The organism is Enterococcus sp. CR-Ec1 (genome assembly GCF_002850555.1).
Classification (GTDB): domain Bacteria; phylum Bacillota; class Bacilli; order Lactobacillales; family Enterococcaceae; genus Enterococcus_D; species Enterococcus_D entomosocium.
In genome coordinates this window covers 2,475,028-2,491,564 of record NZ_CP025223.1, presented here as the reverse complement: position 1 = coordinate 2,491,564, position 16,537 = coordinate 2,475,028, and the positions used below count along the sequence as shown (strand labels likewise).

12 protein-coding genes and 1 pseudogene are annotated in these 16,537 nt (G+C 43.4%); 10 read left to right on the top strand and 3 right to left on the bottom strand.

The features are described 5' to 3' along the window. Positions 1-33: 33 nt before the first annotated feature. Positions 34-1,410, top strand: a complete 1,377-nt coding sequence (locus CXM95_RS11935; protein ID WP_086296973.1) for a TrkH family potassium uptake protein — start codon at positions 34-36, stop codon at positions 1,408-1,410. Positions 1,411-1,453: 43 nt separating this feature from the next. Here the strand turns inward: CXM95_RS11935 and CXM95_RS11930 are convergent, their stop codons facing one another. After that, complete coding sequence (locus CXM95_RS11930) at positions 1,454-2,113, bottom strand: hypothetical protein (protein WP_086296971.1); 660 nt, start codon at positions 2,111-2,113, stop codon at positions 1,454-1,456. Positions 2,114-2,434: 321 nt separating this feature from the next. Here CXM95_RS11930 and CXM95_RS11925 point away from each other — a divergent pair, with 321 nt between their 5' ends. The 6 genes from CXM95_RS11925 (at position 2,435) to CXM95_RS11900 (ending at position 9,980) form a co-directional block, all read left to right on the top strand. After that, the gene (locus CXM95_RS11925; RefSeq protein ID WP_016613534.1) at positions 2,435-2,806 is read left to right on the top strand and encodes a MarR family winged helix-turn-helix transcriptional regulator; all 372 of its coding nucleotides are present in this window, start codon (positions 2,435-2,437) and stop codon (positions 2,804-2,806) included. Positions 2,807-2,977: 171 nt separating this feature from the next. Continuing rightward, positions 2,978-4,087, top strand: coding sequence for an NADH-dependent flavin oxidoreductase (locus tag CXM95_RS11920; RefSeq protein WP_086296968.1), 1,110 nt, complete (start codon positions 2,978-2,980; stop codon positions 4,085-4,087). A 349-nt stretch (positions 4,088-4,436) separates the two neighbouring features. Next, the gene (locus CXM95_RS11915; protein ID WP_008378859.1) at positions 4,437-5,483 is read left to right on the top strand and encodes a hypothetical protein; all 1,047 of its coding nucleotides are present in this window, start codon (positions 4,437-4,439) and stop codon (positions 5,481-5,483) included. 228 nt (positions 5,484-5,711) lie between these two features. After that, complete coding sequence (gene licT, locus CXM95_RS11910) at positions 5,712-6,548, top strand: BglG family transcription antiterminator LicT (protein WP_005234912.1); 837 nt, start codon at positions 5,712-5,714, stop codon at positions 6,546-6,548. A gap of 116 nt (positions 6,549-6,664) precedes the next feature. Next, on the top strand, positions 6,665-8,536 hold the full coding sequence (locus tag CXM95_RS11905) for a beta-glucoside-specific PTS transporter subunit IIABC (RefSeq protein WP_086296966.1): 1,872 nt from the start codon (positions 6,665-6,667) through the stop codon (positions 8,534-8,536). A 16-nt stretch (positions 8,537-8,552) separates the two neighbouring features. After that, positions 8,553-9,980, top strand: coding sequence for a 6-phospho-beta-glucosidase (locus CXM95_RS11900; protein ID WP_086296957.1), 1,428 nt, complete (start codon positions 8,553-8,555; stop codon positions 9,978-9,980). A gap of 106 nt (positions 9,981-10,086) precedes the next feature. Here CXM95_RS11900 and CXM95_RS11895 read toward each other — a convergent pair whose 3' ends face one another. Beyond that, the gene (locus CXM95_RS11895) at positions 10,087-11,790 is read right to left on the bottom strand and encodes a sensor histidine kinase (RefSeq protein WP_101699221.1); all 1,704 of its coding nucleotides are present in this window, start codon (positions 11,788-11,790) and stop codon (positions 10,087-10,089) included. Continuing rightward, positions 11,787-13,310 carry a response regulator transcription factor gene (locus tag CXM95_RS11890; RefSeq protein WP_101699220.1) on the bottom strand — a complete coding sequence of 508 codons (1,524 nt, stop codon included), beginning with the start codon at positions 13,308-13,310 and terminating at the stop codon, positions 11,787-11,789. Before CXM95_RS11890 ends, CXM95_RS11895 begins: the two co-directional genes overlap by 4 nt. A 168-nt stretch (positions 13,311-13,478) precedes the next feature. On the opposite strand from CXM95_RS11890, the gene CXM95_RS11885 reads away from it, so the two are divergent. The 3 genes and pseudogenes from CXM95_RS11885 to CXM95_RS11875 form a co-directional block, all read left to right on the top strand. Further along, complete coding sequence (locus CXM95_RS11885) at positions 13,479-14,768, top strand: ABC transporter substrate-binding protein (RefSeq protein WP_005234924.1); 1,290 nt, start codon at positions 13,479-13,481, stop codon at positions 14,766-14,768. Between the two features lie 61 nt (positions 14,769-14,829). Next, on the top strand, positions 14,830-15,705 hold the full coding sequence (locus CXM95_RS11880) for a carbohydrate ABC transporter permease (RefSeq protein ID WP_010747841.1): 876 nt from the start codon (positions 14,830-14,832) through the stop codon (positions 15,703-15,705). A gap of 2 nt (positions 15,706-15,707) precedes the next feature. After that, a pseudogene (locus CXM95_RS11875) lies at positions 15,708-16,523 on the top strand (carbohydrate ABC transporter permease); the annotation flags it as partial. Between the last annotated feature and the right edge of the window lie 14 nt (positions 16,524-16,537).

The following is a 16,537-nucleotide window of genomic DNA, read 5'->3' as shown; positions in this document are numbered from 1 at the left end:
CAAGCCATTGGTTTTTGCAAAAGGTCAAAGGAAATGAAAATGAAAAAAAGAAATCGTTTGAAAAAAAAGCTGGCATCGCAACGCTTTTTGATTCCGCAGATCGTCACACTGGTCTTCGTTTTGTTGATATTGGCAGGAACTGGCTTACTGATGCTGCCGGCTGTCACCCAAAGTGGTGAAGGTACCAACTTTTTAGATGCACTGTTTACTGCCACATCGGCTGTTTGCGTGACGGGTCTTTCGACCTTGACAGTAGCCGACCATTACAATCTCTGGGGCCAAGGGATCTTGCTGATGTTGATTGAGATCGGTGGGATCGGCTTCATGTCGATTCCCGTCTTCTTTTACATCTTGGCGAGAAAAAGAGTCCATCTTAGTACCAGGATGATTTTGCGGGAATCATTGAATCTGGATCGGATGTCTGGAGAGATCCATTTGGCATGGTACCTGATTCGGATCGCCTTTTTGATCCAAGTCAGCGGGATTATCTTGCTGGCTTTTGCATTCGTGCCCCGTTTTGGTTGGGAGCAAGGCCTTTGGTACAGTGTTTTTCATGCGATCTCGGCCTTTTGTAATGCTGGGTTTGATTTGTTTGGAAACAGCATGGTAGGGTTTCAAAATGACCCGTTTGTGCTGGGGATTATCAGTTTCTTGATCATTGCCGGCGGTCTTGGGTTTCTCGTTTGGTTCGATCTCCTGCATACGGCGTCCAAAAAACGGTCCCTGCATAGTCGCTTGGCATGGATCGCTATGATCGTTTTGGTGGTTTTTGGAACGGCAGGGTTCTTTTTGACCGAAGCCAATTCACAGTTGATCACGGGTGACTCGGTCATCGAACGTTTTTTCCAATACCTCTTCTTAGCGGTCACCCCAAGAACCGCGGGATTTTTCAGTATTGATTACGGACAAATGAGTCAAGCAGGCTTGATGCTGACGATGATTTTAATGTATATCGGCGGGACCTCTGGATCAACGGCTGGGGGATTGAAGACAACGACGTTTGCAGTCTTGATCATCAAGATCCGCAGTTTATTGAAAGGGCGCAGTCGAGCGGAAGTGTTCGGTCGCACGATCAAAGAATCTGCTGTATCGCGTGCCTTTACGTTGTTCTTTCTTACCTTGACGTTATGCTTCGTAGCGATTTTCTTATTGTCGATCACTGAGCGTATGCCGCAAACCCCAAACTTTGGGTTGCCAACCATTGCCTTTGAAGTTTTTTCCGCTTTTGGAACCGTGGGGTTGACCATGGGGTTGACGCCTTACTTGTCGGTTTTTGGCAAACTACTGATCATTTTTTTGATGTTCATTGGTCGAGTCGGCATCATGACCGTTGCTTTTTCATTGATGAAAAAAGCCAACAAACAAGAAGCTGGCTACAAATATCCTGATGAAACCGTGATGATCGGGTAACGAAACAGGGAAACGAAGCACGCTTCGTTTCCCTGTTTTTCGTTTATTGAAGTACTTCTAACATCACATCTCGTTGGTCATCGCTGACATTCCCCGCATAATTTGGTGTGATTAAAGATAGACCACCCTCTTTATTTGTAAATAGGTACAGGTTTTGGTTAAAATCAGGATTTCCATTGGAAGTGATCCCTTTCGAAAAGGTCAACTGAGTGTTCACTTTTACTGTGCGAATCTCATTGTTTTTCGCAGAAAACACGCGAATCTCTTTTGTTGCGATCGTATCGACTTGTGCTTCATAGCTTGCGCTGTCGCCGATCGAAATGATCAATGGGCTCGTATTTTGAATCGTGACAGCATCTGGTACATTGACGCCATGGAAATAAAAAGTCAGTGAAGGGCCATATTGGGAAAGATCAACGGCATATGGCAACTCATTGGTGGATACTGAGCTTGCTGTTGTTTGCGTTGCGTCAGAGTGATCCGTCGATTGCTGGCTTGTGGTTGAAGTTTTTGAAGTGGAGCTTGACGCTAAGGAGCTGCTTTCAGTCGTTTGCGCCGTCGTGCTTTTTTTGCTTTCAGTAGACACACGACTCTGACTTAGCTCGCTTGTTGATTGCGCGGTATCTTTTTCGTTGTTACAGCCTGTCAAAAGCCCCAAACTGACGAGCATCAGTGTCCCAATCAAAGAAAATGTTTTTTTCATTGTTTACTTCATCCTTTCTTTAGAATACTAAAGCATCTAAAACAAGCAAACTATTGTGTCTAAATGCACAATTTTGCTGACATAGCGTTTAAATATTCTTTAATGTTAAAGATATTGTAATCCAGAACACTGAAAAAGAATAGGAAGTTTTTGCTGAATTTTTCGCCAATTCTATCATAAAATATTCATTAACGTCCGCAGCAGCTGGCTAGTTTTGTATAATAAAGTTTCAGCCATAGTGGCGAAGCTTTCTGGCGGCTTGCGTAACGCAGGGATCTAGATTAAAATACCTTGGTATAGGAGAATGGGGTGGTGAAGAGGATGGAAAAAGAACGGATGGGGCAATGGTTAGCCTTTACGAATCAGCATCAAGCGATCGAAGCTCGTTTGGAGCAAGCCCTCAAAGCAGAAAGCAATCTGTCTTTGAATGAGTATTACGTGCTTTATTACTTAGAAAAGACCCCCAATCATAGCATGCGCCTCAACGATTTGATCGCCCATTTTGATTTGAGTCAAAGTGCGATGTCACGCATGATCATGCGCATGGAAGACAACCTGTGTGGTGTGATCGAACGGCATTCTTGTCAAGAGGATAAGCGGGGGATCTATATTGATTTGACCCAATCAGGGGAAAAGAAACTGCAGCGCTCAAAAGTCGTTTTTGAAAAAGTCTTGGAGGAAATGCTAGACTAAAGATGTTTTCACTTGTTTTCTCCTTGATTCTTTTGTAATATAGATGCATGTGCATGTATATTTTGGCAAAAGAGAAAAAAATGCACCGATTTGCTTTAAGGATCTCCTTAGGTAACCAAGCCAGTCAGATTTACAAAGCGAAATGAATCCAATGGAAAAGGTGGGAAACCCATGCGAAATGTAACAGACAAAGCAACATTTAAGCGCGGATTACAGTTGAAAAATCGAATCATTATGGCACCAATGACGACCAAGATGTCCTTCTTTGATGGGGTGATTACGAAAGATGAGTTGGCTTACTATGGCTTACGCTCTGGGGAAGTCGGAGCAGTCATCACAGCGGCAGCCAATGTCCAAGAAGATGGCAAGGGCTGGGAAGGGGAATTAGGCGCTTATGACGATGCCTTTTTACCTGGATTAAGCAAATTAGCCAGCACCATCAAAACAAATGGGACCAAAGCCATTTTACAGATTTTTCATGCCGGTCGGATGACGGATGACTCAGTTTTACGAGGCACACAACCCATATCCGCCAGCGCGGTTGCAGCTGAACGACCAAATGCCCAAGTTCCCCGGGAAGTTACGGTGGATGAGATATTAGCGATTATTGAAAACTTTAAAAAAGCTACCGAACGGGCGATCAAGGCGGGGTTTGATGGCGTAGAACTCCACGGAGCCAATACGTATTTGATCCAACAATTCTTTTCTCCTCACTCAAATCGTCGATCCGATGAATGGGGTGGCTCACTAGAGAACCGTTATCGTTTTATTGAGAAGCTCGTCGATGAAGTATTGGAAACAGTAGACCAATCAGGTGTGAAGGAGTTTATCGTCGGTTATCGGTTTTCACCGGAAGAATTCGAAGAACCAGGGATTCGCTTTGAAGATACGTTGTTCTTAGTGGACCAACTGGCAGAAAAAGGATTAGACTATCTGCACATTTCTCTTGCGGATTATACCCGTAAATCGATTTCAAAAGCGTATCAAGAAAAATCAATGTTGGCGTATGTCTATGAAAAAATCGCTCAGCGGGTTCCTTTGATTGGTGTAGGGGATGTCCGAACGTCGAAAGATGCCGCGGGCTTGCTAGAACATGCAGATTTTGTTGCAGTGGGGCGGGCATTATTGATCGATCCTCATTGGGGACAAAAAGTCTTAGACGGTCAAGATGAGTTGATCCGCACCACGGTTTCTACTTACGAACGTGAGGAACTCGTATTACAAAATGGCGTTTGGGGTTTTATGGAAAACATGATGCCAGATCGACTAAATGAAGAATAATAAGCAGACAACCACCTTTGCCTCGGGCGAAGGTGGTTTTTTGTGATCGCTACTCATTTGTGACACATTGAGAAGAGCTGTTTTTTCTCTAGTGAAACCCTGCTAGCTTCAAAATGACGAATCAGCAGAAGACTGTGAGAAACAAGCCTGTGATCGAAAGAAAGAGCGTGAAAAGATTTTTTTAGTTAAAATACACGAATGAATTTTTGCTTTATTTCAATAAATAGTCAAATAATTCAGAATCATTCATTTTTCTTACAAAAAGATAGCGCAAGTCGAGTTGATTGATAAAAAAACAATCAGTTGTTAGACTGAATACAGGTTAAAAAAACAAAAAGGGGATGTAATGATGAAAAAAGGATTCAGAAATTATTTAGGTTCAGATGAGCGGGAGGCAGGCTATAATTTGTCTTGGGGTTCTATCTTTGCAGGGGTCGTAACATTTATCGCATTGTTCATGACACTGTCAATGATCGGCTCAGCAATCGGTTTTGGTTTGGTGGAACCAACATCAAATAATCCATTAGATGGTGTGGGTACAGGATTATTGATTTGGACAGTCATTACCTTTGTCTTGGCATTATTCGGTGCTGGTTTTGTTTCAGGTGTGGCGGCTCGACGTGTTGGATTGGTTCATGGTTTCTTAACATGGGCAACTAGTATGATCGTGATGATGGTTATGCTCTCTTACTTAACGATCGGTGCATTTTCTGTAGTCGGTTCACTTTTAGGAAACGTTGCTTCTGCTGTTGGCAGTGGCGTTGAAACAGTTGCCTCAGGTGCTGGCGATGTCGCTTCAAAAGCCTTCGATGAAATAACAGGAAACATGGAAGACGTCAATACAGATGAATTACAAGCGAATGTCAATGATGTTTTACAAGATACCGATGTTCCTGAATTGCAACCAGACTACTTGCAAAATCAATTGTCTGATGCGACGAACGACATCAAAGATGCCGGCAAAGACATTGCAACCAATCCCAATGATGCTGATAAAATCATTGATGATTTAGCAAGCAAATTACAAGATCGTGCTACAACGATCGGTGATTCAGTCGATAAAGAAGCAATCTCAAATGCAGTGGCTCAAAACACAGATCTAAGCCAACAAGAAGCGGAAGAAGCAACGAACAATATCGTGAACGGCTTACAAGATGCTTCTGATGAAGCACAAAAACAAATCGAAAATGCACAACAAAATCTTGAACAAGCCAAACAAGACATTGACCAAGCAGTGGAAGACGCTCGTCAAAAAGCGGAAGAAGCAAGTGATGCAACAGCCAAAGCGTCTATTTGGGGCTTTGTGGCAATGGTCTTAGGACTCGCTCTTACGTCAATCGGTGGTATGGTGGGAGCAAACTTAGTTAAAACTGCTGACCACGAAAACCGTATCTAATTTTACCTCTCATCAAGAGAGCTAGTGATTTATAAACCAGTGAACAGCGTTCTGCCAAAGAGTCAAATGGCAGCAGCGCTGTTTTCTGCTTTTAAACAAGCGGTTGAAAATCCCCATTGACGAGTGATTTTTCTCATGCTACACTGGCTCTGAGGATTGTTACCGCTTTAGGCGGGCTATACCTATTTTTTTGTGTGAAGAAATCTAAAGAAGAATAGGGTCGTTAAAATGAACGTAACAAAAGTGATCAATAACAACATTGTGATTTCTGAGAATGAGGAAAAACAAGAATTGGTCGTCATGGGCAAAGGCTTAGGCTTTAAGAAAAAGCCGGGCGATGCGATCGACGATACCAAGATTGAAAAAGTCTATCTCAGTACACAAGAGTGGAATGTCACAAAACTAACCCAATTACTTTCTTCTATCCCTATCGAACATATTCAAGCAGCGAATGAGATCATCAGTTTTGCAAAAGTTTCCCTTGGGAAAAAGTTGAGCGAAAAATTGTTTCTGACGCTGACCGATCATATCAATTATGCTATCGAGCGCTATCAAAACGGCATGGAAATTAAAAATGCCTTGCTATGGGAGATCAAGCGGTTTTATAACCATGAATACCTCATTGGCAAAGAAGCGTTATCGATCATTAAAAATCGCTTGGCGATCGAGCTGCCGGAAGATGAAGCCGGCTTCATTGCTCTGCACATTGTCAATGCTGAGTTGGATATGGCGCAGGTCAGTCAAGTATCGGAAATGGCGAAGATCATTCAGCATATCCTAAACATCGTCAAATATCATTTTTCAATGGAGCTTGATGAGTATTCATTGAACTACGAACGCTTTGTGACCCATTTGAAATTTTTTGTCCAGCGCTTATTCAGCGGTACAAAGCTCGATGATGCAGGAACCGGCAGTTTTATTTTTATGTTGAAAGACCGCTACATGAAGGAATATGCGTGTGCGTTGAAAATCAGTGACTACATCAACAAAGAATTCGGTAGACCGTTAGAAGAAGACGAATTGATCTATTTAACTATACACATCAAACGAATAACAAGTGCTTAGGATTGTTACTGGATTGGCAGGCTATACCTAAATGAACTCCCAAGGGGTTTGTTTAGGTATTTTTTTATGGTTTGACACACAAAAAACAAGCGAAAGACCAAAATAGGAGGAACGACATGAATTACAAAGAGTTAGCAAAAACGATCATCACCAATGTTGGTGGGGAAGAAAATATCCAAAGCTTGACCCATTGTGCGACACGCTTGCGCTTCAACTTGAAAGATGATAGCAAACCCCAAGAAAGTACTTTAAAACATACACCAGGGATCATGGGTGTGGTCAATAAAGGTGGGCAATACCAAGTAATCATCGGCAGTGATGTTGGCAATGTCTACAACGAAATCACTGCCCAAACCAATTTAAACAGTGACCAAGAAACAGCAGAAGACGATCGCGGACGTGTTGCGAAAGTCATCGATACGATCACCGGGATCTTCACTCCAATATTACCAGCCATCACGGCAGCTGGGATGCTAAAAGCGGTTCTTTCATTGCTAGTGGTCTTCAATGTCTTGACGGCAGAGAGTCAAAGTTACCAAATATTAAACTTTATGGCGGATGCGGCGTTCTACTTCTTGCCGATTTTGCTGGCTGCTTCTTCTGCACAAAAATTCAAAGCCAATATGTATTTAGCTATGATGGTAGGGGGGATTTTACTCCATCCGAACTTTATCGCGATGGTGACAGCAGTCAATGAGGCAGGCGGCGGCATCCATTTATTCGGCTTGCCGATTTCACCAGTGAGTTATTCATCATCGGTTATCCCAATCATCTTGAGTGTTTGGTTTATGTCTTACGTTGAACCGATCGCCGATAAAGTCTCGCCAAAAGCAATCAAATTCTTCAGCAAACCGTTGCTAACGATCTTCGTCGTAGGGACAGTAGCATTAGTTGCTTTAGGCCCTCTAGGCTACATGATCAGTGAAGCGATCTCTACAGGGATCCAAGCCTTAGAAACGGTTAGCCCATGGATCGTTCCATTACTGATTGGCGCCTTCACACCATTGTTCGTGGCAACTGGTACCCATTATGGGTTAGTGCCTATCGGAATCAATAATCGAATGACTGCCGGATACGACACAGTGATCTATCCTGGCATGCTGGCTTCAAACGTCAGTCAGGGAGCTGCAGCTATCGGCGTTGGTTTTAAATCAAAAGATTCTACGATCAAACAACTGGCATTTTCTGCTGGTCTGACTGGGCTATTCGGCATTACTGAACCGGCGTTGTATGGGGTCAATTTGCGGTTTAAAACACCCTTGTATGCAGCAATGATCGGTGGCGGATTTGGTGGTCTATTTATGGGAATCATGCGTGTCCGCAATTTCTCAGGCGGATCACCAGGCCTGTTGACTTTGCCAAGCTATATCGGCGATGACACCTTACGTCATTTGACCAATGCTTGTATCGGTGCGGCAATCAGTATCGTGATCACATTTATTGCGACATTATTCTTATACAAAGACCCTGTCACAGAAGAAGCACCTGAAGCAACACCGACAGACAAAGCGCAAGAACCCGCACATCAAATCAGCGGCGCAGAGATCAAAGCACCTTTAAAAGGGGAACTAAAAAGCTTGCAAGCAGTCAATGACGGCATGTTTTCGGAAGAGATTCTTGGCCAAGGGGTAGCGATTGAGCCAACCGTCGGAGAAGTGCTAGCTCCAGTAAACGGGACTGTCACAGCAGTCTTTGATTCAAAACATGCTATTGGCTTGACCAGTGAGGAAGGCATTGAACTATTGATCCACGTGGGGATCGATACAGTGCAATTAAATGGTGAAGGCTATGCCTATCAAGTAGAAAAAGGGCAAAAAGTGACAGTCGGGGATCCATTGATTACGTTTGATATTGAATTTATTAAAGAAAAAGGCTATCCAGTAATCACGCCGATCGTTATCACCAACAGTACTGAAGTGGGGGACATTTTGACGGCTAACAGTGGCCCGATTACGTTTGGCGATCAAATCATCAAAGTGATCGGCTAAAAAAGGAGAATAAGACATGGGATTTCCAGAAAACTTTTTATGGGGCGGTGCAACAGCCGCCAATCAATGTGAAGGCGGGTTTAATCAAGGCGGGCGTGGGCTTGCCAATGTCGATGTAATTCCGACTGGCAAGGACCGCCGAGCAGTTATTACCGGCAAGCGTGAGATGCTTGCTTTTGAAGAAGGGTATTTCTATCCAGCCAAAGAAGCGATCGATATGTACCATCATTTCAAAGAAGATATCGCCTTGTTTGCGGAGATGGGCTTTAAAACCTATCGTTTATCGATTGCTTGGTCAAGAATTTTTCCGAAGGGGGATGAAGAAACCCCTAATGAAGAAGGCTTGCGCTTTTATGAAGAACTTTTTTTAGAGTGCCGTAAATACCAAATCGAACCCTTGGTGACGATCACTCATTTTGACTGTCCGATCCATTTGATCAAAGAATATGGCGGTTGGCGCAACCGTAAGATGATCACCTTTTATGAAAACCTTTGTCGAGCGATCTTCACTCGATACAAAGGATTGGTGAAGTACTGGCTGACCTTTAACGAAATTAATATGATTTTGCATGCCCCATTTCTCGGTGCTGGGCTGACCTTTGCTGAAGGCGAAAATGAAGAACAAATTAAATACCAAGCTGCTCATCATGAATTAGTCGCAAGTGCGTTGGCAACAAAAATCGCCCACGAGATCGATCCAGAAAATAAAGTTGGCTGTATGCTGGCTGCGGCTAGTTATTATCCTTACAGCTGCAATCCGAAAGATGTCTGGGAAAGCAAAAAAAGCGATCGCGGCAACTATTTCTTTATCGATGTGCAATCGCGAGGAGAATATCCAAATTATGGTTTGAAGATGCTAGCTGATAAAGGAATCACTTTGGAACGAACCGCCGAAGATGCGGCTTTATTAAAAGCCCATACCGTCGATTTTATTTCCTTTTCATACTATGCCTCTCGGGTTGCTGCTTCAGAAGATTCCGGTGTTGAGAAAACGGAAGGCAACTTGTTCCCGACCATTAAAAACCCGTATTTAGAAGCGTCAGAATGGGGCTGGCAGATTGATCCGCTTGGTTTGCGAATCACGATGAATGATCTCTATGATCGTTACCAAAAGCCGCTTTTCATCGTCGAAAACGGTCTAGGAGCGGTGGATACGCCAAACGAAGATGGAAAAATCAATGATGTGTATCGCATCGACTATCTACGTGCGCATATCGCTGCGATGAAAGAAGCGATTGACCAAGACGGTGTGGAACTGTTGGGCTATACTTCATGGGGCTGTATCGATTTGGTTTCTGCAGGAACCGGAGAAATGAAGAAACGCTATGGCTATATCTATGTCGATCGCGACAATGAAGGCAATGGCACATTAGCCCGCAGCAAAAAGCAATCCTTTTATTGGTACAAAAAAGTGATTGCCTCAAATGGGGAAGACTTGGCTTAAGCCAGTTAACTAACGATTATCATTAAGGAAAGAAACGCCAGCGGAACAGAACTGCTCATGGAAGCAGCCTGGTTCTGTTGGCGTTTTTCTTATTTAACGAAAGAAATTATTCTGCTTCCTCCCGCTGGATCGGCAGCAGCAAGCGAACGGTGGTTCCTTCGTTGATGCGTGATTCTACAGTCAATCCATATTTCTCCCCATAGAGCAGCTTGATACGCTGATCAATATTGTCTAAGCCAATACCCGAATAGTGTTCAAAGTGGTTCGCGGAGCTGGTTGGGTGCTCTTCATTGAACCCGATGCCCGTATCGATGATCTCAATTTTCAGGCCTTCCTTACTGACACGAGAAAAAATCTGGATCAATCCTGAATCCTCTTCGGGAAAGGCATGCAGGTAGGCATTTTCGATAATCGGTTGCAAAATCATCTTCGGTACGAGAATATTTTCGCAGCCATCTTCTGAAAAAATCGTTGACTGGATGCGATTGCCGTAACGTACGTTCATTAAAACGAGGTATTCTTCCACGATCGCTAGCTCATCCTTTAAGGGGACGATCTCTTTGCGGTTAAAGGTGTGCCGCAACAATTGGACAAAGCTTTCAATCGCTTGGGTGGCGGCTTCTTGTTCGTTTTGCCAGATCAAAAACTTGATGGCAGTCAATGTGTTGTAGACAAAATGCGGTTGGATCTGCATTTGCAACGAGCGGATCTCGAACTTGCGTTTTTCGGCTTCTGTAACCATTAAATGATCGACATAAGATTCCAAGTCCTCTAGCATCAAGTTATACGCACGCCCCAATTCTCGCGTTTCGTATGTCCCGTTGATGGTAACCTTGTCGCTGAAATCGCCTTGTGTGACCGCAGGCAGCTTGGCAATCAGCTGATAAATCGGTTGGGTGATGTTGCGGATGATCCAAAATGCCAGCAGACTAAAAAGTAAAATACTGACGACAGAAATCAAAAGAGCTGGCTTGATCAGATTCATATTGTGTACTAGATGCGATTCATCCAAAACATCGTAAAAAGTAAAATGATACGAATAAAGGGGCAGCTGATTGATGCTAGTATCTCTTTTGACCGTGACGAGGCGATCTTCAAACGGCTGGCCTAAAAGGCTCGGATCAGAAGTGGAAAGAATTTGATTTTGTTCATTGACGATATAGATCGAGTGGAGACTGGTATCTAAGAGTTGACGATAGATCGAAGAAAAATCGGATTCTTTTAAGAAAATCAGGGCATAGCCGAAAATCGTTTCTTCTTTCATTAATTTGCGCACGTACATCAAGCCAGGGGAGTCGCTGGTGGAGGTACTTAAGCCTTGGTCCAAGAAATAATATTGACTGATGGCGTCATTGTCATTGATCTGCTGGATAAAGGCACTGGCGAGAAAATCATCTACTGATTGATTGCGAACCGCATCGTTTTGAAAGAAAGTGCCCCCGTTGACCCCAATCAACACCAAATTCGAGGGGATGTCTTGAAACAAAGAGCGCGTGTCTTTTAATTGCTCGTTTAATTCTAAAATCGTACGGCCTTGATTCATGTCGCCTTCTAAGTATGTTTCAACGGCTTTGCTTTCATCGACGATATCAAAAATTCGATGGATATTCTCGTTCAGACGCTCATAATCTTCTTGGATTTTTTCCAGTAGCAGCTGATTGGAACTCTGGTACGAAGCAACATAGGCATCTTTCGAGCGACCATAGATCACGACGACGGTTAGCAGACAAACACTAATGACCCCGACGACAACAAAGAGGAAGATCCGACTGAATAATTCATTTTTCTGAATCCATTGGTTGATTTTCATAATTGATTCAACCGCCGATACTTCGATGGAGTGACCTGACATTCTTTCTTAAAGATACGAGAAAAATAGCTGATATCCGAATACCCGACCGCTTCACTGATTTCAGATAGATTCAGATCAGATTGTGTCAGTAGTTCTTTGGCTTTATCCAAGCGGGTTTTCTTTACATACTCAGAAAAGCTCATTTTCAGTTTCGCAGAAAGAAAAGCCGAAAGATAGGTGTAACTAAAATGAAAGGTTTCAGCCAGTTCAGACAAAGACAGACTTTTAGTGTAGTTGTCTTGAATGAAGCGCTGGATCGCAACGAGTAGATCATCTTCATCCAGCGGTGATAAGGTCGTCAGCTGTTGACGAATATCATCAATGGTCGCCAACAACAAATCAGAAAAATCTTCCAAATACTGCACGTGACCGATGGCATGCAAAAATTCGGCTTTTAAGCGGCTAAAGCGTGGAGCAGTGGGAAATTCTTCTTCCAAGCGGGACAGTAACGTGTAAAAAATACTGCTGGCCTGCTGTTTTAAAAATGTCGGATCGACATTGGATAAGATCATGTCATTAAAATATTCCTCAATTCTGGTGATTCCTAATAAAAAGTTGTTGTCTAACAAAGCCCGTAAGAACTTCTTCGTATCAAAGCGATCACTTTCAATGTACAAAAAGAGTTCGTGTTCTGGCACCAACCGTTGACGTTTATAAAAAAACGATTGTCCTTGGCTTTTGGCTTTGAGGGTCACAAAATGGTCCCGCAACTGTTCAATCTTTTGAAAGGGCACACTGAGAGTAAAGAAGGCGTCTGGCTCGGTAAAACGCAATTGTTCCAACGTTTCTTTCAAAGAGGAATAAACATCCGTTCCTTCTGGATAACTGATCACTAAGCCGGCATCTTTGTTACTGGTTTGAAAAAAGAGCGTCTTTACCTGCGGTTGTGATTGAGTAAATTCCGTTAATGCATGCAGCAGCTGATCATTGGCACGAAAGCCGCTAAAATTGGTGGTCAAAATTTGGGCTTGCTGTTGCGGCTGACCCAATGCAAGAGAGTCCGCTAAAGGAGCCAACGGTTCTTCATACCCTGCTAAATAGCGATTCAACGATTCTTGCAGCTGCGTCTCCTCAGTCACGGAGCCTTTTGTATGTGACAGCTTTTGTGTGATGTTGTGTAGCGTCTTCAACAAGAGTGTCGGTGTCAGTGTCGGTTTTAAAAGATAATCTACGGCACCATTTCTAAAAGATTGACTGACGTATTGGAAATCATCGTAGCTGCTCAAGACCAAAAAATGGACTTCTGGATATTGTTGTTGAATGATCGTTGTGAGTTGAAGGCCGTCCATTTGTGGCATTTTCAAATCCGTAATCACGATGTCGGGATTCAGCTCATGGATCAGCGCCAATGCTTCTTGCCCGTTCGCTGCATCGCCTAAGAGACGGAACCCTTCTTGCTCCCAACGTATCATATGTTTCAATCCATCTCGGATCGTTGCCTCATCATCAACGACTAAGACCGTGCGTAAAATAGTCATGGTATCCCCCCTATATCTCTTCTTTATTATAAACGCTTTCAAAAAAGAAAGGTATTGTAACTTTTTTCTATTTTTGGACAAATTTAGTAAGCTCTTTCATAATCATTGAATACGGTTACAAAATCAGTGTATAGTTAGCCTTGTAAATAAAAGGAAAGAGGGATAAAAATGAAAAAACTACTTGCATCGATGGTAACGGCGGCTGCAGTGCTGACTTTGGCGGCTTGCGGAAACAGCAACACAAGCTCTGGTGATTCCGGCGAGTCCTCAAACAAAGTCACGGTCTGGGCATGGGATGAGACCTTCAACATCAAGGCAGTCAATGAAGCCAAAAAAGTGTATGAAAATCAAGATGTCGATGTGGAAGTCGTGACGATGTCGCAAGATGATATCGTCCAAAAATTAAATACTAGTCTGGCATCAGGAAATACGGACGGACTGCCAAATATTGTCTTGATCGAAGACTACCGCATCCAAGGGTACCTTTCTTCTTATCCAGATGCGTTTAGTGATCTAACGGATATCGTGAATGAGGAGGATTTCTCCAGCTATAAATTTGCGGTTAATAAAGTCGACGATGTCATTTATGGGGTGCCATTTGACAGTGGCGTCGCAGGACTATTTTACCGCACAGATTATTTGACCGATGCAGGCTATGAGCAAGCGGATCTCCAAGATATTACCTGGGATGATTTTATCAGCATTGCCAAAGATGTCAAAGAAAAAACGGGTCACGCTATGATGTCGTTAGACCCAAGCGATCTTGGCTTGGCACGAATCATTATGCAATCGGCAGGCGAATGGTATACCGGTGAAGATGGCTCCACCGTGACCATCAAAGACAATGAATCCTTCAAAGCCGGTCTAACTGTCTTGGCAACATTGTTGAATGAAGGCTTAGTTGAACAAGTTTCCGATTGGGATGGCGGGGTCAATGCTGTTCAATCGGGGAATGTTGCGTCTGCGCCAACCGGTGCGTGGTATTCTAGCACAATTCAAGGCGCTGAAGATCAAAGCGGCAAATGGGCGATCGCTCCGATCCCATCCATCGCTGGCGATAGCAATTCAGTCAATGCTTCCAGCATCGGCGGAGCAGGCTGGTACGTGATCAAAGGGGTTGACGGCGAAGAAAATGCTAAAGACTTTTTAGCCAATACCTTTGCTTCAAACAAAGAATTGATGGGTACACTAGCTACCGAGATCGGTTTGGTTTCAACCATGAATGCTGCAGAAGAAACGGAAGAATATACGTCGGGGCTTGATTTCTATGGCGGTCAAAAAGTCTTCCAAGATTTCTCTCAATGGTCACAAGAAATTCCAGCCGTGAACTACGGCAATCACACCTATGCCATTGAATCTGTCTTGACTGAAAGCTTGCAACGAGTGATCAACGGCGAAGACATCGATAAAGTATTAGAAGAAGCACAATCACAAGTGGAAGCACAAATTGCAAACTAATCGAACAACTTTGCAGAAACTCGTGAGCGATCGCGAGTTTCTGTGTTAAGGGGGAATTACAATGAAGAACAAAACAAAAAATTGGTTTGCAAACGGCAATGCCTTTATTACCTTACCCGTCATTTTGATCACGATGCTGGTCTTTATTCCGATGGTCTCGGCATTGTTCACGTCATTCCAATCAGGACCACCGACAGCGATGACCTTTAACGGTCTTGGCAACTATCAGCGGATGTTGAGCGACTCAACCTTTAAAAAAGCCTTTGGCAATACGTTTTTATACTTATTAGTCCAAGTTCCGATCATGCTCTTTTTGGCGCTGATCGTATCGAACATATTGAATGACAAAAAATTGAAATTTAAAGGGCTGTTCCGCACCGCCTTATTTTTACCCTGTATCACATCCTTGGTTTCTTATTCCTTGATCATGAAAAGTCTCTTTTCGGCAAATGGGTTAGTCAATAACTTTTTGACGCAACTACACCTGATTGATGCACCGATCCAATGGTTGACGGATCCCTTCTGGGCAAAAGTACTGATCATTTTTGCCATCACGTGGCGTTGGACTGGCTACAATATGATCTTTTTCATCTCAGGCATGCAAAATATCGATCCAAGTATTTACGAAGCGGCAGAGATCGATGGTGCCACGAAATGGGATCAATTCTTCAAAATCACGATTCCCAACTTGCGTCCAATCATCTTATTTACCACGATCACCTCAACGATCGGTACGCTGCAATTATTCGATGAAGTTCAAAATATCACTGGCGGTGGACCAGCCAATGCCACGACGACCTTGTCGCAATATATCTACAATTTGAGTTACAAATTCACGCCAAACTTTGGGTACGCCGCTGCGGTCTCCTTTGTTATCGTGATTGCGATCGTGATCTTATCGATCATCCAAACGAAAATAGGAGGAAAAGAAAATTGAAAACAATCTCACTTACTTTAAAATACGTCTTTCTGGCGATTTTGGCTTTCATCTCTATTTTTCCATTTGTTTGGATGATTCTAGGGATGACCAATCAAACCTTTGATATCGTTGCTGGAAAAATCATGATTGGGGATCAGTTGGTCATCAACTTCCAAAATCTCTTTTCTTCCGACTTGAATTTTACTCGGGCATTAGGCAATTCCGCAGTGATTGCCGTGATTACGACCGTCTTTGCGCTGTTGTTCTCCTCCATGGCAGGGTATGGCTTTGAGATCTATCGGACGAAAACCAAAGACCGCATCTTTAATATTCTCCTGCTGTCGATGATGGTGCCTTTTGCCGCGCTAATGATCCCGCTCTATCGAATGTTCAGCAAACTTAGCGGCACACCGATCGGAATCAATACCTTCGCTGTCGTGATTTTGCCCTCAGTCTGTACCGCCTTTTTGATTTTCTTTTTCCGCCAAAACATCAAGGCATTCCCTAGAGAATTAGTCGAAGCTGCTCGGATCGATGGCTTGAATGAACTGAGTATTTTCTTTAGAGTCTACATGCCTACGGCTAAAAATACCTACGCAGCTGCCGCGATCATTACGTTTATGGGCAGCTGGAACAATTATTTATGGCCATTAGTTGCCCTGCAATCACCAGACAAACGGACCGTTCCACTGGTTCTTTCAGCAATGGGTGCTTCTTATACACCTGATTATGGCATGATGATGTGCGGCATCGTGATCGCCACACTGCCGACGGCCATCATTTTCTTCGTTTTACAAAAACAATTTGTCCAAGGGATGCTGGGATCCGTGAAATAAGCGGTGCATCAGCA